At 40.4% G+C, this 18,774-nt stretch carries 19 protein-coding genes and 1 other RNA gene; 7 read left to right on the top strand and 13 right to left on the bottom strand.

What is annotated here, in order from left to right; genetic code table 11:
• Positions 1-18 precede the first annotated feature (18 nt).
• From ACE3G9_RS03925 to rpoE, 4 genes are read right to left on the bottom strand one after another with little or no spacing between them, the layout of a single operon-like run.
• On the bottom strand, positions 19-489 hold the full coding sequence (locus ACE3G9_RS03925) for a SoxR reducing system RseC family protein (protein WP_417881258.1): 471 nt from the start codon (positions 487-489) through the stop codon (positions 19-21).
• Positions 486-1,454, bottom strand: coding sequence for a sigma-E factor regulatory protein RseB (gene rseB, locus ACE3G9_RS03920; protein WP_449218516.1), 969 nt, complete (start codon positions 1,452-1,454; stop codon positions 486-488). The genes ACE3G9_RS03925 and rseB overlap by 4 nt, the downstream gene beginning before the upstream one ends.
• Positions 1,455-1,496: 42 nt before the next feature.
• Entirely contained in the window at positions 1,497-2,093 is a 597-nt protein-coding gene (locus ACE3G9_RS03915; RefSeq protein ID WP_449218515.1) for an RseA family anti-sigma factor, read from the bottom strand.
• Between the two features lie 24 nt (positions 2,094-2,117).
• Complete coding sequence (gene rpoE / locus ACE3G9_RS03910; protein ID WP_417881261.1) at positions 2,118-2,696, bottom strand: RNA polymerase sigma factor RpoE; 579 nt, start codon at positions 2,694-2,696, stop codon at positions 2,118-2,120.
• A 481-nt stretch (positions 2,697-3,177) separates the two neighbouring features.
• On the opposite strand from rpoE, the gene nadB reads away from it, so the two are divergent.
• On the top strand, positions 3,178-4,809 hold the full coding sequence (nadB, locus tag ACE3G9_RS03905) for an L-aspartate oxidase (protein WP_417881262.1): 1,632 nt from the start codon (positions 3,178-3,180) through the stop codon (positions 4,807-4,809).
• 51 nt (positions 4,810-4,860) lie between these two features.
• On the opposite strand, the gene ACE3G9_RS03900 is transcribed toward nadB, so the two are convergent.
• The gene (locus ACE3G9_RS03900) at positions 4,861-5,292 is read right to left on the bottom strand and encodes a hypothetical protein (protein WP_417881263.1); all 432 of its coding nucleotides are present in this window, start codon (positions 5,290-5,292) and stop codon (positions 4,861-4,863) included.
• Positions 5,264-5,524, bottom strand: a complete 261-nt coding sequence (locus ACE3G9_RS03895) for an FAD assembly factor SdhE (RefSeq protein ID WP_027697662.1) — start codon at positions 5,522-5,524, stop codon at positions 5,264-5,266. The genes ACE3G9_RS03900 and ACE3G9_RS03895 overlap by 29 nt, the downstream gene beginning before the upstream one ends.
• Before the next feature lie 154 nt (positions 5,525-5,678).
• On the opposite strand from ACE3G9_RS03895, the gene ygfZ reads away from it, so the two are divergent.
• Positions 5,679-6,659 carry a tRNA-modifying protein YgfZ gene (ygfZ, locus tag ACE3G9_RS03890; protein WP_449218514.1) on the top strand — a complete coding sequence of 327 codons (981 nt, stop codon included), beginning with the start codon at positions 5,679-5,681 and terminating at the stop codon, positions 6,657-6,659.
• Between the two features lie 790 nt (positions 6,660-7,449).
• On the opposite strand, the gene ACE3G9_RS03885 is transcribed toward ygfZ, so the two are convergent.
• The 3 genes from ACE3G9_RS03885 to ACE3G9_RS03875 are packed head-to-tail and all read right to left on the bottom strand — an operon-like array spanning position 7,450 to position 10,441.
• Positions 7,450-8,670: an FAD-dependent 2-octaprenylphenol hydroxylase gene (locus ACE3G9_RS03885; protein WP_449218513.1), complete on the bottom strand. Its 1,221-nt coding sequence runs from the start codon at positions 8,668-8,670 to the stop codon at positions 7,450-7,452.
• Between the two features lies 1 nt (position 8,671).
• Positions 8,672-9,862 carry a 2-octaprenyl-6-methoxyphenyl hydroxylase gene (gene ubiH / locus ACE3G9_RS03880; RefSeq protein WP_417881266.1) on the bottom strand — a complete coding sequence of 397 codons (1,191 nt, stop codon included), beginning with the start codon at positions 9,860-9,862 and terminating at the stop codon, positions 8,672-8,674.
• 9 nt (positions 9,863-9,871) lie between these two features.
• The gene (locus tag ACE3G9_RS03875) at positions 9,872-10,441 is read right to left on the bottom strand and encodes a YecA/YgfB family protein (protein ID WP_417881267.1); all 570 of its coding nucleotides are present in this window, start codon (positions 10,439-10,441) and stop codon (positions 9,872-9,874) included.
• Between the two features lie 286 nt (positions 10,442-10,727).
• Here ACE3G9_RS03875 and zapA point away from each other — a divergent pair, with 286 nt between their 5' ends.
• From zapA to serA, 5 genes are all read left to right on the top strand, one after another.
• Entirely contained in the window at positions 10,728-11,003 is a 276-nt protein-coding gene (gene zapA / locus ACE3G9_RS03870; protein WP_417881268.1) for a cell division protein ZapA, read from the top strand.
• Positions 11,004-11,046: 43 nt separating this feature from the next.
• A non-coding RNA gene (gene ssrS, locus ACE3G9_RS03865) (6S RNA) lies at positions 11,047-11,232 on the top strand.
• Positions 11,233-11,238: 6 nt separating this feature from the next.
• The gene (locus tag ACE3G9_RS03860; RefSeq protein WP_417881269.1) at positions 11,239-11,862 is read left to right on the top strand and encodes a 5-formyltetrahydrofolate cyclo-ligase; all 624 of its coding nucleotides are present in this window, start codon (positions 11,239-11,241) and stop codon (positions 11,860-11,862) included.
• A gap of 75 nt (positions 11,863-11,937) precedes the next feature.
• On the top strand, positions 11,938-12,594 hold the full coding sequence (gene rpiA, locus ACE3G9_RS03855) for a ribose-5-phosphate isomerase RpiA (RefSeq protein WP_449218512.1): 657 nt from the start codon (positions 11,938-11,940) through the stop codon (positions 12,592-12,594).
• 210 nt (positions 12,595-12,804) lie between these two features.
• Complete coding sequence (serA, locus tag ACE3G9_RS03850) at positions 12,805-14,034, top strand: phosphoglycerate dehydrogenase (RefSeq protein ID WP_449218511.1); 1,230 nt, start codon at positions 12,805-12,807, stop codon at positions 14,032-14,034.
• 83 nt (positions 14,035-14,117) lie between these two features.
• Here serA and ACE3G9_RS03845 read toward each other — a convergent pair whose 3' ends face one another.
• The 4 genes from ACE3G9_RS03845 to ACE3G9_RS03830 all read right to left on the bottom strand — a co-directional run bounded on the left by ACE3G9_RS03845 (position 14,118) and on the right by ACE3G9_RS03830 (position 18,674).
• Positions 14,118-14,834 carry an oxidative stress defense protein gene (locus tag ACE3G9_RS03845; RefSeq protein WP_449218510.1) on the bottom strand — a complete coding sequence of 239 codons (717 nt, stop codon included), beginning with the start codon at positions 14,832-14,834 and terminating at the stop codon, positions 14,118-14,120.
• 283 nt (positions 14,835-15,117) lie between these two features.
• On the bottom strand, positions 15,118-15,990 hold the full coding sequence (mscS, locus tag ACE3G9_RS03840; protein WP_449218509.1) for a small-conductance mechanosensitive channel MscS: 873 nt from the start codon (positions 15,988-15,990) through the stop codon (positions 15,118-15,120).
• A gap of 250 nt (positions 15,991-16,240) precedes the next feature.
• Positions 16,241-17,317: a class II fructose-bisphosphate aldolase gene (fbaA, locus tag ACE3G9_RS03835; RefSeq protein WP_417881274.1), complete on the bottom strand. Its 1,077-nt coding sequence runs from the start codon at positions 17,315-17,317 to the stop codon at positions 16,241-16,243.
• Between the two features lie 193 nt (positions 17,318-17,510).
• Positions 17,511-18,674: a phosphoglycerate kinase gene (locus ACE3G9_RS03830; RefSeq protein ID WP_417881275.1), complete on the bottom strand. Its 1,164-nt coding sequence runs from the start codon at positions 18,672-18,674 to the stop codon at positions 17,511-17,513.
• Positions 18,675-18,774 lie beyond the last annotated feature (100 nt).

Below are 18,774 nucleotides of genomic sequence, written 5' to 3'. Positions count from 1 at the left end.
AAAACCGAGTGGAAAATCTCAAATAATAGGTTGTCCTAAAACTCGAATCAAAGAGACTTCACTATCGACTTTTTTTTCTAACCATTGAGTCATGGGTTTTGCGAAATAGATGCCAAGACCACCACAGATGAAAAACATCAAAATGACAATACCTTCACCAAGGTTTAACCAAGGTCTTAAAACGAGCTGTGCAAACACACTACCCGTAATCATAGTTAGCAAAGGTAGTAAGTAAACAATAAGAGCTGAAAGTACTAAACTTTTTTCCGGTAAACCAATTTCAACTACTTGCCCATTTTGTAATACTTGGCTAGTCCGTAGTTTCCAAAAGTGCGCTTTACTACCTAATGCGTTCGACACCATACCCGTGCCGCAGCTTTTTTGTGATTTACAACTTTTGCAACTGGTTTGCTGTTCACAACTCAACTGCACGGTATTCATACCTTGCTCTTGTTCAATCGAAACAACGGTTGCTAAGGCGGTCATCATGGTGTGTTGCCTTTATTGGTAAATGTCACTGAATCTGCAATGCGCTTCGCGGTAAGTGGCGGAATATCACCAATCACCGAAATCTCACGGTTATCTTTGATAAAAGTTTGCAGCGTTCGACGGCCTTGACGATAAACCTGCGGTTTACTGTCGGATGTTTTGATTTCCGACACGTAGACAGAAAAATTGAACAGGCCATCACTGTAGAGCTGGCTTTCTACAACAGTATCCGTGATGGGCATACGGTAACGATTAAGGCTATTGGCTTCAAAACCATTTGGCACCCAATTAACCTGCCAATTAGCGTCTATATCTTGTGATTTTGGTAAGGTTAATACATCTGGTAATTTCGCAGAATTAAGCCCATCTAAAATCGTCGCAATATGATCACTCACCGCGTAAGAAATCGTTCGATATTGCTCTAGAACCTCACCATTACGCTCAACTAAATCTGCCCTTAATGGCAAGCTAGTGCGCTCATCAATCCAGACAATATAAGAGTAACGTTGACCATCTTTTGGTACTACTCGAACCACCTGACACGCGGTGCCGGCTTCACGAGAGCGTCCAATCTTCACAAAATCATAAATATTGCTCAGCTCTTTAATATTACTACCAATCAAAGGGATCAGGGGGGCAACCATGTTGCCTGAGCGGATAGAAAATGGATCGAGTCCAGGTTCAATATAACTGATCTCATCACCACGACGGATCACTTCTCGTACCGGGCCACTTAAATAAACCAGATGAGCCAAATTTTTGTTATTCTCAGTCGCATGACGATAAAGTAATGGTTCAATACTATTCTTGCGCACTAAGATATAAGACAACTCATAATTGAGGGTATTGCTAGCTTCACTCATTTTAAGCAATAAAGCCTCAGCGGAAGGCTTAACATCTTCGGCTGAGGCTGCTTGACTAAATAAGCTGAATAGCAACCAAGTACTAATCAGAATTTTTTTCATTTAAATACCGCTTCTATCGGATTAATCGTCACGAAAGACATATTATTCACTCATGTGATTCAAACGCAGTTGTAATTCATAATCTTGCATCAATTCATTAGCACGACGATGTTGTTCCATCGCTTTGGCTTCAGACGATTGTGAACGTACTGAATCACTAGTCAGGCTAACAGGCTCTGCTGAACCAGCAAAAGGTATTGTTTGTAAAACTGGAAGCTGATCAGAATCAGAGGCTAAATTAGCGTCTGAACCAGAGTATTGTTGAACCCCAAGAATCACAACTAATGAAACACACGCTGCGACACCGACTTGAGTCAAATTACTTAACCAAGCGGGCATTCTCGCACGAGCTTTCTCCGGCTTAGGTTGAGCTTCTAAAATTGGCGTAACTTTGTTTGAGGACAAGTCGTTTCTCGAAGACAAACTGTTATGAGCGGGTTCACCTTCTAGCGCTAAAGCAACTTTAGAAGCGATATCCCAACTTGGGTTACTTGGCGTTTCACCACGAAGCGTATCTCCGATCAAATGGTAGTGACTCCAAGATTGTAAAGATTTATCATCTTGCTCTATCTCAGAAATCAATGCTTGATCAATAAGCTCTCCATCCATTAGAGCTGAGATCTGCTGTTTATTGGTCATTTTACTCACCATTATTAGTCATTGTTATCGCTGAATCAGTGGTCTTATTTTCTTTTCCACTGCGTCGCGAGCTCGGAAAATCCGAGAACGAACCGTACCAACAGGACAATCCATCACCTCTGCAATCTCCTCATAACTCAAACCATCCAGTTCTCGTAAAGTCATTGCGGTTTTTAAATCTTCAGGTAAGGCTTCAATTGCATGAAAAACTACCCGCTTTAACTCTTCTGACAACGTTAAGTTCTCAGGGTTCGATATTTCTTTTAATGCACTTCCAGATTCGTAATATTCTGCATCTTCAGCATCGACATCACTGGCTGGAGGGCGGCGTGATTGAGCGACGATATGATTCTTCGCAGTGTTAACCGCGATACGATAAAGCCATGTATAAAAAGCACTTTCACCACGGAAATTGGGTAGCGCTCGGTAGGCTTTGATAAAGGCTTCTTGAGCCACGTCAGGCACATCGCCGGGGTTCTTAATATAGCGGGAAATCAAACTACAGACTTTATTTTGATACTTGGTGACCAAAAGGTTGAATGCTTGTTTGTCTCCGTTTTGAACCCGCTCAATTAAAACTTGATCAGTCAACTGCTCGCTCATTTCGAGCACCTACTCCTATTTGTTTTACTTTTTGTCTCAACGACATAAGCATTTCTTATTATACTTAAATGACCTTTGGGTTACTGTTCTTATAAGTAAACAGCCTTTGGTAGTCACTAGGGTATATTGTAGTATTGATGTATCACCGACCACTATTGTGACATGTGGCGTCGAGAAAAGTTCATTAAAGAACAACTTTTTCCATTTTAACCATAAAATGTGCTGTAATCGTCATCGAACTTTCTCATATTTTTCATGGAAAAGTAAAACAACACTTGAAACTCAGTTTAATATCTATGCATATTATATACTCAAGTGACTTTCTGGTGCGAGTTTCAGCACCAGAAAGTCACTTGAGTATAACGATTTATTTCAATGCTTCGTCAAGTGCGCGAGCAGTCTCATTGTGCGCCAGCTGAGTGAATACAAATAAGTATCGACCCCTATTTCTCGGTACTAGCTTAGGAAATGAAACGAACTTATGAACACAAATAGTGAACATCAATGTGATGTACTAGTCATTGGTAGTGGTGCTGCTGGTTTATCGTTAGCACTCAGAGTTGCCCCTCATGGCAAGGTAATTGTATTAAGCAAAGGTCCTCGAAATGAAGGCTCTACCTATTATGCTCAGGGTGGTATCGCAGCGGTATTCGATGAAGAAGATAGTGTCGAATCCCATATAAATGACACATTAATTGCTGGTGCAGGTATATGTGAAAAAGATGCGGTTAGCTTTATCACTGAAAACGCCAAAGAATGTGTGCAATGGTTGATTGATGGTGGTGTACCATTTGATCTTGATGAAAGTGATAAAAGTGAGCACCCTCGCCACCACTTAACGCGTGAGGGGGGCCATAGTCATCGTAGGATTCTACATGCTGCAGATGCCACCGGCATGGCAATGCAAACCAATCTACAAGATAACGTTAATAATCACCCCAACATCCATTTTTTAGAACGCTACAACGCTTTAGATTTGATTACCGAAGATCGTATTGGCGGCGACGCTAAAAAAGTCGTCGGCGCTTATATTTGGAACCGAAACCAAGAGCACGTGGAATCGGTTAGAGCGAAATTTGTAGTATTAGCAACCGGCGGCGCTTCAAAAGTTTATCAATATACTTCTAACCCAGATGTCTCTTCTGGTGATGGCATTGCTATGGCTTGGCGTTCAGGTTGTCGTGTTGCTAATTTAGAGTTCAATCAATTCCACCCTACTTGCTTATTTCACCCTGAAGCACGCAACTTCTTATTAACTGAAGCATTGCGTGGCGAAGGTGCCTATTTAAAACGCCCTGATGGCAGTCGCTTTATGCCTGATTTTGATGAAAGAGGTGAGCTCGCCCCACGCGATATAGTAGCTCGTGCAATTGACTATGAAATGAAACGTCTTGGTGCGGATTGCATGTACTTAGATATCAGTCATAAGCCTGCTGACTTTATTGAAAAGCATTTCCCAACTATCAATATGCGTTTGCTCGATTTGGGCATTGATATGACCAAAGAGCCAATTCCAATAGTTCCTGCAGCCCACTACACTTGTGGAGGTGTGATGGTTAATCAGCAAGGACAAACCGATTTAGCCAACTTGTATGCAGTAGGTGAAGTGACCTATACCGGTCTACATGGTGCTAACCGTCTGGCATCAAACTCATTATTAGAGTGCGTGGTTTATGCTTGGTCTGCTGCCAAAGACATTATCACAAACCTTGATAAAGTAAATCTGCCACCAACACTTCCATATTGGGATGAAAGTCAGGTAACCAACTCGGATGAAGAAGTGATCTTGCAGCATAACTGGCATGAATTACGTTTATTTATGTGGGATTACATGGGCATAGTACGAACCGATAAGCGCCTTGAGCGAGCTTTACGTCGTATACAGTTATTGCAACAAGAAACCCATGAATACTATAGCTACTTTAGAGTATCCAATAATTTACTGGAACTACGTAACTTATTACAAGTGGCTGAATTAATGGTTCGCTGTGCGATGGCACGTAAAGAAAGCCGTGGTTTACACTACACTTTGGATTATCCGGATCAGTTAGAAAATAGCGGCCCAACTATTCTAGAGCCTGAAACCTTTCGAACCAGTAATCCTTTGTTTTAATTAGCAAAGTAAATAACAAGCCTCTGGCCTCTCTTTTTCAAGAATAGAGGCCTATTTTTTATCTTGATTCTTAAGAGATAAAAGACAAATTGAAAGGTTACTTTCCCCTTCATCCAATACCACATTTAATTTCTTATATTCATCATTCTCAAATTGGTAACGCATTAACCGCAACACTTGTCCATTTTTTAAAAGCAATTGCAGACCAAATTCCGATAACTGCCGATCTATTCGTATTAAAGGATGAAATAATTCAGGTGGAGTAGCCTCGTGACCAAAACGAACAGTAAACTGATTGAGGAGAGAAAAAGATAAAATTATCAATAAGATTGAAGCGGTGAGCGGAAGAGTAGAAACAGATATCGCCCAAATAGATAGGCTGTTTAAGACAACAAACCCAATTTGAGCGATATAGGTGTGACGATAATAAAAAGCAGCCGTTGTATTATGGCGCTTAGCGCACTTTACTAAGATTGTGGGCAACGATTCGATCCACAAGTTTCGCGTGACCTAAATGCTCACTACGACCATGCCCCATAATCCAAGTAAACAGATCGGGATCATCGCATTCAAGCAAAGAAACAAATGACTTTTGATCATCTTCAGTTAAATCATCAAAACATTCTTCAAAAAAAGGCATGATAACTACATCAAGTTCTAGCATGCCACGGCGGCAAGCCCACTTTATACGTGCTTTTTGTTCTGGTGTGTACATAACGGTTCCATCTCATAATGCATATTAGTCAAGTTTATCAGCTCACCTGTCTAGCAACTAGTGCAGCAATCACAATCACAACAAATGCTGACAAATATCAATTACGCCAGTACCATAGTGAACAACTTTATGAACTATAAACTAGGACGTTATGATGAATTGGAATGATACTTTTACCGCTTATCCTCTCGCATCAACACAAGCCTTTCCCGATTTAGTCCTTTGTCACCTTGCCTCTTGGAGTGCGATCACCATGACTGGTGATGACAAAAAAAACTATCTTCAGGGACAAATTACTAGTGATGTGGTATCGCTTGAAGTAAGCCAATCAACGCTAGGTGCTCATTGTGATGCTAAAGGAAAAATGCTCAGCACTTTCCGTTTATTCCATCACAATGATGGTTATGCCATGTTTCAACGTGCTTCTGCTATCGAAAAAGAGTTAATAGAAATAAAAAAATACGCCATTTTTTCTAAAGTAGTCATCGAACAAAGCACTGATATTTTTCTCGGTCTTATTGGTCACCAAGCGACTTCATTTATCGCACAACTATCTGGCCAATCTATTGATCAAGATAACTTACAAGTCATCTCACTAGAATGTGGGACTGCGGTGCCGATCAGTACCAACCGATGGCTATTAATGCTACCAAAGCAAAGTGCTGAGCAAGTTATTGAAAAAAATAGCGATCTTATTTTATCCGATGAACGTTTATGGGATTATGCCGATGTGACGGATGCCCTACCGCGAATTGACCAACATGAACAGCTCGAACACATTCCACAAGCAATGAACTTACAAGCACTCGGTGGTATTTCGTTCCAAAAAGGTTGTTATACCGGTCAGGAAACCGTCGCTCGAGCTAAATATCGCGGCATTAATAAGCGTGCATTATTCTGCCTGCAAGGTGAACTCCATTCAGAGTTAAGCAACAACCTTAAATTAGAACGTCAAGTAGGTGAAAACTGGCGAGGTGCAGGTCAGCTCAATAATTACTATCAATTCAGTGATGGTAAATTAATCGCACTCGCTGTACTGCCAAATAATTTAGAAGTCGATACTGTGTTTCGTTTAGAAGCATTCCCAAATGCTCAATTAAGCTTTAGCAAACTCCCTTACTCACTTGAAGATTAATAGAGATTATGCACTCTAATTAGTTAGAGTGCACATCCACCTATTTGGCTCTCTAATCCCTGCTTCGCCAATTATATCAACTATTCAATCATCAACCTTCCAAGCAGAGCTTGATCGCTTATCCTTGCAATTTATTGCATTCACATTCATTAAATATCGATCTTACTCACACAAGAAAAAACAAAATAAGAAATTTTTAATCATTTATTTTGAATAAATATTGATCATGATTTTTTTAATGTATGATTTATTTGCAGGTTAATTCATAACATCCTTTGATTAAGTGAATTGACTAGTAAAGTGTTGTGCTGGTTCTTCCAGCCATATCCACTTTGTATAATGCATCTGTGACTATTCGCCCACGCTATTTTTTCGTGGGCATTTTTTTGCCTAAATCATCAATTAAAACAATAAAGTATCAATATCCATCCTTTTCAATAGATGCAAACACTGTCATTTCAGGTTAAAACAACATTAAAAATTAATGGCTATATGCTTTTTCACATAAAAATATAAATTTAACAATATGGATTCATACAATAAGTACAATGACCTTAATGACTATAAAGATTGTTAGTATGCGATTAATTTAATAAATATGCACCAAGAGCCATTGCAAGAAATTAACAGCATGCGCTGTGCTTATACCCAAGTAACTTCAAGGTGCAAGTTTCAGCAAGAATAAAACAAGCTATAGGCAAGGCAAAATGAATAAAATTTAAAAAGGCTGGCTTTGATCGCCAACCTTTTTTCGTTTATCTGTCGTGTATTTAACTCCAACGGAAGTTATTTACAGTTGAGGAGATTTTGCTTGAGCTAAGCTTGGTAATTTTCCGGTAATACCTAGGGCTCTTTTCATCATTTCTTCTTTCATTCCTGGCAACTGACCAATAAATTGCATTCCAAGCCCACGGACTAACTTCTTAGCCGGGTTTTCTCCTTCAAATAAATCTTTAAAGCCTTGCATTGCCGCGATCATTTTTGCAGCCTCTGCTTTACGCCAGCGTTCATAGGATCTCAAATTACGCTGTAGACCAAAATCTTCTCCTTGCTGCCATAATGCCAACACCTCTTCCGCTAAGCTCGCCGCATCAAGAAAACCTAAGTTCACTCCTTGGCCTGCTAGTGGATGTATGGTGTGCGCCGCATCCCCCACTAACGCAACTCTCTCAACCACAAAGTTGCGTGCATAACGCATTTTCAACGGAAAAGCATGGCGCTCACCTTCAACACTACACAGACCTAGTCGAGTATCAAACTCACTAGTCAAAACCTGATTAAACGTTGTCTCTGAACGAGAAAGTAAAGTATCTGCACGGTTGGGGTGGGTAGACCAAACTAACGAACATAAATGAGGATCAGATAACGGCAAGAAAGCGATTGGTCCTTTTGGAGTAAAGATTTGTCTTGCAACGCCTTGGTGAGGTTCTGAGGTTCGAATATTCGCAACAATCGCACTATGACCATAATCCCAATGCGTTAATGGAATATCTTGGTGGTTTCTAACCCAAGAATTCGCTCCATCAGCCCCTACAACCAACTTACTTGAAATAGAATCACCATTGTCGAGGGTTAACCAAGCTTCTCTTTCACCGATAGCCATAGTCGCGCAACGATTTGGCATAAATAATGAGACATTCGATAGCTTTTTGACTCGCTCGAGCAAGGCTAATTGAATCACTCGATTCTCAACAATATGTCCTAAGTTAGACTGAGCTAAATCATTGGCTTTAAACTCTAAACGAGCAAAGCTGTCTTTTTCCCATACTTCCATTGCATGATAAGGCGCAATTCGACGATGAGTGATGCCATCCCAAGCTTTAATATTTTTCAGGAAATTTTCACTGGCGCGACTCAACGCGGAAACTCGCGTATCGGGTGCATTATTCAATGATTCATCAGGCACCTGCCCTTCGATAACCGCGATACGCAAATTAGTTTCGGCAAACGAAGCAGCTAAGGCTAGACCTACCATGCCACCGCCAACGATGGTGATATCAAAACTCTGCATGTTATCGCTCCACTAATCCCATAGTACGCTTGACTATAGGTTGCTTAATATAAGGTAAATGATTGATAGCAAGTAACCCTAAGTTACGACCGATACGCATCGCCGGCCAATGGTTTGAAAAGCAGTGTACTAAGCTCGCTGTTAATGACATCGTTTGGTTACGATCGCATTCACGACGCTGTCGGTAACGAGACAACATAGAATAACAACCGATATCACCATTCGATTGATAAGCAGTCGAAACCTCTTCTGCTAAGCTAATCACATCACGAATCCCCAAGTTAAAGCCTTGACCTGCAATTGGATGTAAGGTTTGCGCAGCATTCCCCACAATGGCAAAACGATGCGATACTACTGAGTCACGATAGCGTAATAACAAGGGATAACAAGCTGGCTTGCCAACTTTGGTGATCTTACCTAAACGCCAACCAAAATCTTGTTGTAAAGCAGTCATTAAGGTAGCTTCATCGGCCTGCATCAACTGTTGTGCTCGTGTCTCTGGCATACACCATACGACTGAACTTCGCCCTTGAGACATAGGTAAAAAAGCCACCGGGCCAGTTTCTGTAAAGCGCTCAAATGCTCTACCTTGTGGCTGTTTTTCTGTACAAACATTCGCTATCACAGCAAATTGTTCAAAATCGATTTCTTGTAAAGGAATATTAAGTTGTTGACAGCTTTCTGATAGTGCACCATCGGCGGCCACTAGCAAGCGAGTCTCGAATATTTGCCCATCATTTAATGAGACAGTGACTTTCTCAAGCGTACGTTCGATTTTCGAAACTTTCGCAGGACAAAAATAGTCAATTGCAGAACAATCACTCAATGCTTGCTGATAAATACGACCAACATTCTCAAGCTCAACCACATAACCTAAAGCATCTACGTTCTCTTTCTCTGCGGTAATATCCGCAAGACCAAGATGTCCACGATCGGAAACTTCAATATCGGTAATCGCGGTGACTAAACCTTCAAAGTGATGCCACAATTTCAACCGTTGTAAAATACTTACCGTGCCATAAGATAATGCAATCGCGCGAGAATCAAACCCTGGATGTGCTTGCTGCTGATTCATTTGATGCGCTTCAATCACAGCAATGCTCAATCGCCCATGACACAAACGGTCGGCTGCTAATGCTAATGTTGCACCAACCATTCCAGCGCCAATAATTGCAATATCATAACACTTCATAAAGTGACCTTAATGTAAGATTTTAGACTCAGTTGAAACCACAGGTTTTACTGCTAGATCGGCATGAATAGTCAGTACACATACTTTGACATGCTCAATCACTTGTTCTAACAAAATCGCCTGTTCAGAAAAATCATCCTCTTCATCAATTCCTAGCTTAGAAATCTCTTCTAGATCGGTGAGTGCTTCTTTGGTTTCGGCTGATAATTTCGCTAAGCTTGAACCGGCAAGACCTAAACCAGAAATAAAGTGGTTAACCCATTCAGAAACTGTATCGGCATAATTAAGCAATTCATCATCACTTGGTAACAACATGGTTAATTCCATGCTCGTGCCACTTAACTCTTTCATCAACAATGCGTAAATCGTTTCAGCTAATGTCGCCGCACTCATTGGCCAGCCCATTCCGTCATTGGTGTAATCAAACAAGATAGTCTTCCAGTTGTCATTATCAGTTGGAATACCACCACTTAACATTCCAGCAATTAAGCCCTGTAGTTCTGCCGGCGTTACCGATAACGAAGCAGAAGTCAGCTCTGTTAAGGCTTGATTGTAATCAGGTAGGCGAATATTACTCATGAATCGTCTCACTTGGTTGGTCAATTTTATTTGAGTATATCAATTCAAAGCCAAGCCCGAAAATGTTAATCCCCAAATAACTGCCATCAACATCAATAAAATTCAGTAAATGACTCACTTTGTAAGCGAATCGGTCAACATTCAGCAAAATAAAAGCCCACGCGTCTGAAATGCTTGAACATGTAAGGCAATTTAGCCTATAGTTTCTCCCTCAGTCGAACAATCTTAACCAAGGGTTTTAATCTTGAGATTGTACTTTTTCATCAGCTATTAAGAGTGCGCCCCAGTGGAAGTCGAAATATTAGGAAAACTCACTCGCGTCAATTGTCCACCTGGACAAGAAGAGGCCTTGCATGCTGCTGCTAATGAATTAAACCGACGCTTGAACCAAATGACTGAACGTACTAAAGTACACAACATTGAACAGCTACTGATTATCGCAGCTTTAAATGCTTGTTATGAAGTTCAAGAATTAAAAAATGAACTTAGTGATAGTCAGCAAATGGCACAGCGTATCGAGCAATTGTCGAAAGCATTAGACAAAGCGCTAGCCAAAAACTAACGCGATTGAATCCGTAAACTCTACATTCAATAACGTAGCCAAATTTACCCTGGAGTGTTTGTCAGAGGATTTAAGTCCCTGAGCCGATAAGCAACAACCCAGGATCGGTATTTGAGAACTATTGAGCAAGCTCGGCTCGTACCGAGAAGCCTACGGTTTTCATTGCGGATCCGCCTTGAACTCGCTGGTTCATAGGTCCATCAATTCTCAACGGCACTTTGGGGTATTCCTTACTATGAAATATCCAATTCAATCTGAACTTTCCCGTTCACAATTACGACAACTGATTCGTCAGCGACGCACTAACTTAACCTCTGATGAGCAAATTGCAGCTGGCATCGCACTTCTGGAACAAATAAAACAACTTCCCGTTATCCATGATGCCAACAATATCGCCATCTATCTTTCTTCTGATGGCGAAATAGATACTAAGCCAGTGATTGAGTGGTTATGGCAACAAGGTAAAAAAGTCGTTCTACCTGTTTTACACCCGTTTTCTAAGGGCCACTTACTTTTCCTTAATTATCATGCTGACAGCCCTATCACTTATAATAAATATGGAATTACCGAGCCTAAACTCGATCAAACTCAGATCTGCCTCATCAAAGACATCGATATTATCTTTACTCCACTAGTGGCCTTTGACCATACAGGACAACGCCTAGGAATGGGCGGAGGATATTACGATCGCACTCTAGAGCAATGGTTTAATACTGGAATCGGCCCTCTTCCGATCGGCTTAGCTCATGATTGCCAACAAGTAGAACAAGTTCCCGCAGAGCATTGGGATATCCCATTACCAATATTTGTGACCCCAAATAACATCTGGCATTGGGAAAAGACAGAGAAGTCGCTATAATCACGCCAATTAAAACGGAATATCGATAACTACACACTCAAAAGCAATCGATTACTTATCTATTTAGGAGTTCTCATGACACAAGATGAAATGAAAAAAGCCGCTGGTTGGGCTGCTTTAAAATACGTAAAACCAGATACCATTGTGGGCGTGGGAACCGGTTCAACTGTTAATCACTTTATTGACGCGCTTGCGACCATGAAAAACGAAATTGAAGGGGCAGTATCCAGTTCTGTTGCTTCAACTGAAAGGCTAAAAGAACTCGGTATTCACGTATTCGATTCGAATGAAGTGGATGGTCTAGACGTTTATATCGATGGTGCTGATGAAATCAACGCACAAAAAGATATGATCAAAGGTGGTGGTGCAGCGTTAACCCGTGAAAAAATTGTCGCAGCAATGTCGAAAACTTTTGTGTGTATTGTTGATGGTACTAAAGCAGTAGATGTATTAGGCAAATTCCCACTACCAGTTGAAGTGATTCCAATGGCTCGCTCTTATGTGGCTCGTGAACTAGTGAAACTCGGTGGTACACCTGAATACCGCCAAGGCATCGTAACGGATAATGGTAATATCATCTTAGATGTTCATAACCTATCGATTATCGATCCAAAAGTATTAGAAGATAAAATTAATAGCATTGCAGGGGTGGTAACAGTTGGCTTATTTGCTCACCGTGGCGCAGATGTGGTGATTACTGGTACACCTGAAGGTGCAAAAATCGAAGAATAATCAACTATTTTTCTCTTTTTGAAAGTCAATAAGAAAACGGTGCTTAAAAGTGCCGTTTTTTTATACTTTATTCATTAAAAATCTTACCCAAGCTCACATTTTTTTGATATTTTAATTAAATAGTCGCACAAGGAATGTCCAGTTCACCACCAAACGTGGTGATGCCATTGCATGCGCAGAATCATTATTATCTATTAAGGACGACGTTACATGACTAAAGTTTCTCTCGGTAAAGATAAAATTAAAATTCTCCTTCTTGAAGGCCTTCACCCATCATCTGTAGAAGTTCTACAATCTGCTGGCTACACCAACATTGAGTACCACAAAGGCTCACTTTCAGAAAAAGAGCTTCTTGAGGCGGTAAAAGATGTTCACTTCATTGGTCTGCGCTCTCGTACCCAACTAACACAAGAAGTATTTGATGCAGCAGAAAAACTTGTCGCTGTAGGTTGTTTTTGTATTGGTACCAATCAGGTCAACCTTAATGCCGCAGCAGCTCGTGGTATTCCTGTATTTAATGCACCATTCTCTAATACTCGTAGTGTTGCAGAACTCGTTCTAGGCCAGATTTTACTGCTACTTCGTGGTATTCCAGAAAAGAATGCACTAGCTCACCGTGGTATCTGGAAGAAAAGTGCTGATGCTTCTTATGAAGCACGTGGAAAACGTCTTGGTATTATCGGTTATGGGCACATCGGTACTCAATTGAGCATTCTTGCTGAAAACTTGGGTATGCATGTTTATTACTACGATATTGAAAGCAAATTATCGCTTGGTAATGCCACTCAAGTCTCAACCATGAGTGAATTGCTCAATAAATCAGACATTATTTCTCTACATGTACCAGAAACTATGAGCACGAAAGAAATGATGGGAGCGGATGAGTTTGCACAAATGAAACCTGGTGCGATCTTTATTAACGCTGCTCGCGGAACTGTCGTCGATATTCCTGCATTATCTGATGCTTTAGAATCTGGCCACCTAAGTGGTGCGGCAATTGACGTGTTCCCAGTAGAGCCCAAAACCAATAATGACCCATTTGAATCACCATTGATGAAATTTGATAATGTGATTTTAACTCCTCACATTGGTGGCTCAACTCAAGAAGCTCAAGAAAACATTGGTATTGAAGTCGCTGGAAAGCTAGTTAAATATTCTGATAATGGCTCTACGCTGTCTTGTGTCAACTTCCCAGAAGTATCATTACCAGAACATATTGGCACATCTCGTCTACTTCATATTCACGAAAACCGTCCAGGTATTCTGACTCAAATTAACACCATTTTTGCAGAAGCCAAAATTAACATCGCCGCGCAGTATCTACAAACTAACGCTGGGATGGGTTATGTAGTAATCGATATTGAAGCGGAACGCTCAGAAGAAGCATTAGAGAAAATGAAAGCGGTAGAAGGCACCATTCGCGCTCGTATTTTACATTAATTTAAATAACGTAAAGTTTTTTATATAAACAAAAACAGCGACATAATGGTCGCTGTTTTTTCATCTATAGTTTTATAAAGCAATTATTTTTTCAATTTAAAAACCACATCCACTTGATCGCTGATTATCATCTCCTCATCTTGATAACCTTGATCTGTAGAGCGAGATTCCATTGCCACCGCTTTTGCCATCATAGCCGGACGAACCGAGTTACTACGATACAAAATCGACCATACACCATTTAACTCACTATCAAATCCCTTGGCTAACTGTTGAGCTTTTTGCTTAGCATCTGCAATTGCTGCTTGGCGAGCTTGTTGCTTATATTGAGTTTCATCTTTCACTTTAAGGTTAATGTTGTTAACTTTATTCACCCCACTTTGTAGCGCCAGATCGAGATAAGTATTTAATTTATCTAATTGTTCTACCGTTACAGTAATGTCGCGTACCGCTCGATAGCCATTGAGCACAGGTTTACCATCTTTCGGGTAGTTATATTGAGGCGACAACCGTAAATGGCCACTCATTATCGATTTACGTGCTATACCCGATTTTGTTAAAGAAGAGATAAAGGTTTCAACCACTTTATCTACTGCTGCTTTAGCTTGTTTTGCTTGGCTTCTATCCGATTGAATCGAAACGGAAAACTCAGCCATATCAGGCTTTGCTATCACTTCCCCATAACCAGTTGTCGACAGCGTTGGCACATTAATATCATTAGCCATCGCAGCAGGCGTCACCACCAGCCATGACAAACAAAGCGTAATAAATGAAAGAAATCGTGTACTTACTCTTTTCATAACAACCTCTAAAATGTGAAATTAGTTATATACTCAATTCATACCAACCAAATTAATTGGTTGATCAGAAATTGCGTAGAAAAAAACTTTAAAAACAAGGCATAAATTTTCGATAAATCGTTGCTCTACCACCAACACCTTATAAACGAAAAGTATAACGAAGTTATCAGAGATTTTAGCACGCAAAATGATCATATAATTAGTAGGATTAGTAGAACAATACTCTACCAATAAAAAAGGCGCACTAAGCGCCTTTTTTTCAATAATTTACACTAAGCTGAAATTAATCTTCTAGCTTGTTTAAATGTACATTCATTTGTGGGAATGGAATTTCGATACCTTCTGCATCAAGCTCTTCTTTAATCGCTTGTAGTAAATCAAAATATACATCCCAGTACTCTGCAGTTTTAACCCATGGACGTACCACGAAGTTTACTGATGAATCCGCTAACGCAACCACACCTACAGTGGGTGCTGGTGTTTGCAATAAACGTGACTCTTGTTCTAATACCTTTGTAATAACTTCTTTGGTTTTCTTAAGATCCGCTTTATAAGAAACACCAATGACATAATCAATACGACGTGTTGCATGACGAGAGTAGTTTACAATTGCACCACCAATAACGCTGCCGTTTGGAACAACAATCATTTTGTTATCAGGAGTAGTTAATACGGTTTGAAAAATCTGGATAGACTCAACACTCCCTGCAACGCCACCAATTTCAACGTAGTCACCTGCTTTAAATGGGCGGAATGCCACAATCAATACACCTGCCGCAAAGTTTGCAAGAGAGCCCTGTAAAGCTAAACCTACCGCTAAACCAGCCGCACCTATAACCGCTACAACAGAAGCTGTTTGTACGCCAATTTTACCTAGCGCAGCAATAAGAACAATAACGAATAGAACATAACGAACTAACGAACCAACGAAATGAACAACTGCTTGGTCCAGGTCTTTCTTTTCAAGAACTTTAGATACGCTGTTACTGATCATTTTAACGATGATGTTACCGATAAAAAGAATAAGAATAGCGGAAATGATGTTTACACCATATTGGATAAGAAGTTCAGAATGACCCTCTAACCATTTACCAGCTTCAGGAACGATATTTGTCGCTTGTTCTACTTGCTCTTTTACTACATCTTCTGAAGACATAATGATTTCCTTATAAATATAAAAGGTTATAACCAAAAGGGGACTTACTAAAACAGTAATCGATAACTGATAGTAATTCTATAAATATATAAGAGTTTATCTACGAATGAAAATAATTTGTTAATAACTATACCTAAGTGACTTCAAAATGCAGAATTCAATGAGGTAATGCTTTTTATTGGTCCTAAGGCCATAGATAAAAAAACCTCGCATTTTATGCGAGGTTTTTTATCAAACACTTAGAGACGAATTATAATACGTCGATAGCGTTAAGGTCAGCGAACGCTTTTTCAAGGCGTGTAACCATAGACGATTGACCAGCTCGTAACCATACACGAGGATCATAGTATTTTTTGTTTGGCGCTTCTTCACCTGTTGGGTTACCGATTTGGCCTTGTAGGTAATCGTGGTTGTCCGCTTCGTATTGACGAACACCATCCCAACATGCCCACTGAGTATCAGTATCAATGTTCATTTTGATAACACCATAACCGATTGATTCTTGGATTTCTGCTTCAGAAGAACCAGAACCACCGTGGAAAACGAAGTTTAAAGAGTTAGCTGGTAGGCCAAACTTCTCAGAAACGTGCGCTTGAGAATCACGTAGGATAGTTGGAGTAAGAACAACGTTACCAGGCTTGTAAACACCGTGTACGTTACCGAAAGAAGCCGCGATAGTGAAACGTGGACTAACAGCATTTAGTTTTTCGTACGCATATGCAACGTCTTCTGGAGAAGTGTAAAGCTCAGATGCGTCCATATCAGAGTTATCAACGCCATCCTCTTCACCACCAGTACAACCTAGTTCGATTTCGATAGTCATATTCATTTTAGCCATGCGCTCTAGGTACTTAGCACATGTTTCAACGTTCTCTTCTAGAGGTTCTTCAGAAAGATCTAGCATGTGAGAAGAGAATAGAGGCTTACCAGTTTCAGCGAAGTACTTTTCACCAGCGTCTAATAGACCGTCGATCCAAGGAAGAAGTTTCTTAGCAGCGTGATCAGTGTGAAGGATCACAGGTACACCGTAAGTTTCAGCAACAGCATGTACATATTTCGCACCAGCAACGGCACCTAGGATTTGTGCACCTTGGCCTTCAAGCTTAACGCCTTTACCAGCAAAGAAAGCAGCGCCGCCGTTAGAAAACTGAACGATTACAGGAGCTTTTACTTTTGCTGCTGCTTCTAGTACTGCGTTTACAGAGTCAGTGTTAACAACGTTAACTGCTGGAAGTGCAAAGTTGTTTTCTTTAGCTACTTCAAAAACTTTCTGTACGTCATCACCAGAGATAACACCAGGTTTTACAAAATCGAAGATCTTAGACATGGGTTTAGTCCTATTTTTCTATCGTTTAAAATCCCGCTCAAAGAACGAAATCGTTAATTAAATAAACGTTTGCTTGATAACGGGAACATTGTAGCAACAAACCGCTTCAATTCACATAGTGTGATCTACGCAACAGATAAAAATCTACAAACGTAAAAAAGGCGAGCATTTTCTCCCGCCTTATTTTCAATCATTAAGCTTTTGCACGCTCTTCAAGCATTGCAACTGCAGGTAATACTTTACCTTCTACAAACTCAAGGAAAGCACCGCCACCTGTTGAGATGTAAGAAACATCAGCTTTAATGCCAAACTTGTCGATGGCCGCTAGTGTGTCACCGCCGCCTGCAACAGAGAAACCGGCTGATTCAGCAATGGCTTTAGAAATACCCGCTGTACCTGCTTCGAAATTTTTGAATTCAAATACGCCTACTGGACCATTCCAAAGAATCGTTTTTGCATTCATGATTATGTCAGCAAGTGCTTTAGTTGAATCTGGGCCAAGGTCAAAAATCATGTCATCATCTTGAACTTCAGAAACATGCTTGATTTCAGCTTCAGCATTTTCATCAAATGCTTTTGCACAGGCAACATCAGTCGCAACTGGAATCGCACAATCTTTCATTAATTTTTTAGCAGTATCTATTAGATCAGCTTCGTATAGAGATTTACCAACATTGTGGCCTTCAGCTGCAATGAAAGTATTAGCAATACCACCACCAACAACGAGTTGGTCTGCAATTTTAGATAAAGATTCAAGTACTGTTAACTTAGTAGAAACTTTAGAACCACCAACAATAGCAACAAGTGGACGCTCTGGGTTATCCATTGCTTTACCTAGTGCTTCAAGTTCAGCAGCAAGTAAAGGACCAGCACAAGCGATTGGCGCATGCATACCAACACCGTGAGTAGACGCTTGAGCACGGTGAGCCGTACCAAATGCATCCATTACGAATACGTCACAAAGTGCTGCATATTTTTTAGACAGCTCTTCTTCATTTTTCTTCTCACCTTTGTTAAAGCGAACGTTTTCAAGAACAACCAATTCACCAGCGTTAAGTTCAAGGCCATCTAAGTAATCTTTTGCTAGCTTAACATCACAATCTAGTGAGTCGTTTAAGTAGTTAACGACAGGAGCAAGAGAGAACTCTTCGTTGTATTCACCTTCAGTTGGGCGACCTAAGTGAGAAGTCACCATTACTTTTGCGCCAGCTTCTAGGCAAGTTTTGATCGTTGGTAAAGACGCTAAGATACGAGCATCTGAAGTTACTTTACCATCTTTTACTGGCACGTTTAGGTCAGCACGAATGAATACACGTTTACCTGCAAGATCCAGGTCAGTCATCTTGATTACAGACATTATTTGTCCTCTCAATGTTAGTGAAATTAAAAATATGTAAACTATTATCATCCGGCATATTGCCCAATGATCAAATTTCTTATCTAGCTTAGCGACCAAA

The organism is Vibrio sp. E150_018 (genome assembly GCF_053544035.1).
Note: the sequence above shows the minus strand (reverse complement) of the source record. Positions and strands in the feature narration are given on the sequence as shown.

Coding starts and splice junctions, on each gene's coding strand:
- ACE3G9_RS03925 (WP_417881258.1), bottom strand. CDS start 489: ATGATGACCGCCTTAGCAACCGTTGTTTCGATTGAACAAGAGCAAGGT.
- rseB (WP_449218516.1), bottom strand. CDS start 1,454: ATGAAAAAAATTCTGATTAGTACTTGGTTGCTATTCAGCTTATTTAGT.
- ACE3G9_RS03915 (WP_449218515.1), bottom strand. CDS start 2,093: ATGACCAATAAACAGCAGATCTCAGCTCTAATGGATGGAGAGCTTATT.
- rpoE (WP_417881261.1), bottom strand. CDS start 2,696: ATGAGCGAGCAGTTGACTGATCAAGTTTTAATTGAGCGGGTTCAAAAC.
- nadB (WP_417881262.1), top strand. CDS start 3,178: ATGAACACAAATAGTGAACATCAATGTGATGTACTAGTCATTGGTAGT.
- ACE3G9_RS03895 (WP_027697662.1), bottom strand. CDS start 5,524: ATGTACACACCAGAACAAAAAGCACGTATAAAGTGGGCTTGCCGCCGT.
- ygfZ (WP_449218514.1), top strand. CDS start 5,679: ATGAATTGGAATGATACTTTTACCGCTTATCCTCTCGCATCAACACAA.
- ACE3G9_RS03885 (WP_449218513.1), bottom strand. CDS start 8,670: ATGCAGAGTTTTGATATCACCATCGTTGGCGGTGGCATGGTAGGTCTA.
- ubiH (WP_417881266.1), bottom strand. CDS start 9,862: ATGAAGTGTTATGATATTGCAATTATTGGCGCTGGAATGGTTGGTGCA.
- ACE3G9_RS03875 (WP_417881267.1), bottom strand. CDS start 10,441: ATGAGTAATATTCGCCTACCTGATTACAATCAAGCCTTAACAGAGCTG.
- ACE3G9_RS03860 (WP_417881269.1), top strand. CDS start 11,239: ATGAAATATCCAATTCAATCTGAACTTTCCCGTTCACAATTACGACAA.
- rpiA (WP_449218512.1), top strand. CDS start 11,938: ATGACACAAGATGAAATGAAAAAAGCCGCTGGTTGGGCTGCTTTAAAA.
- serA (WP_449218511.1), top strand. CDS start 12,805: ATGACTAAAGTTTCTCTCGGTAAAGATAAAATTAAAATTCTCCTTCTT.
- ACE3G9_RS03845 (WP_449218510.1), bottom strand. CDS start 14,834: ATGAAAAGAGTAAGTACACGATTTCTTTCATTTATTACGCTTTGTTTG.
- mscS (WP_449218509.1), bottom strand. CDS start 15,990: ATGTCTTCAGAAGATGTAGTAAAAGAGCAAGTAGAACAAGCGACAAAT.
- fbaA (WP_417881274.1), bottom strand. CDS start 17,317: ATGTCTAAGATCTTCGATTTTGTAAAACCTGGTGTTATCTCTGGTGAT.
- ACE3G9_RS03830 (WP_417881275.1), bottom strand. CDS start 18,674: ATGTCTGTAATCAAGATGACTGACCTGGATCTTGCAGGTAAACGTGTA.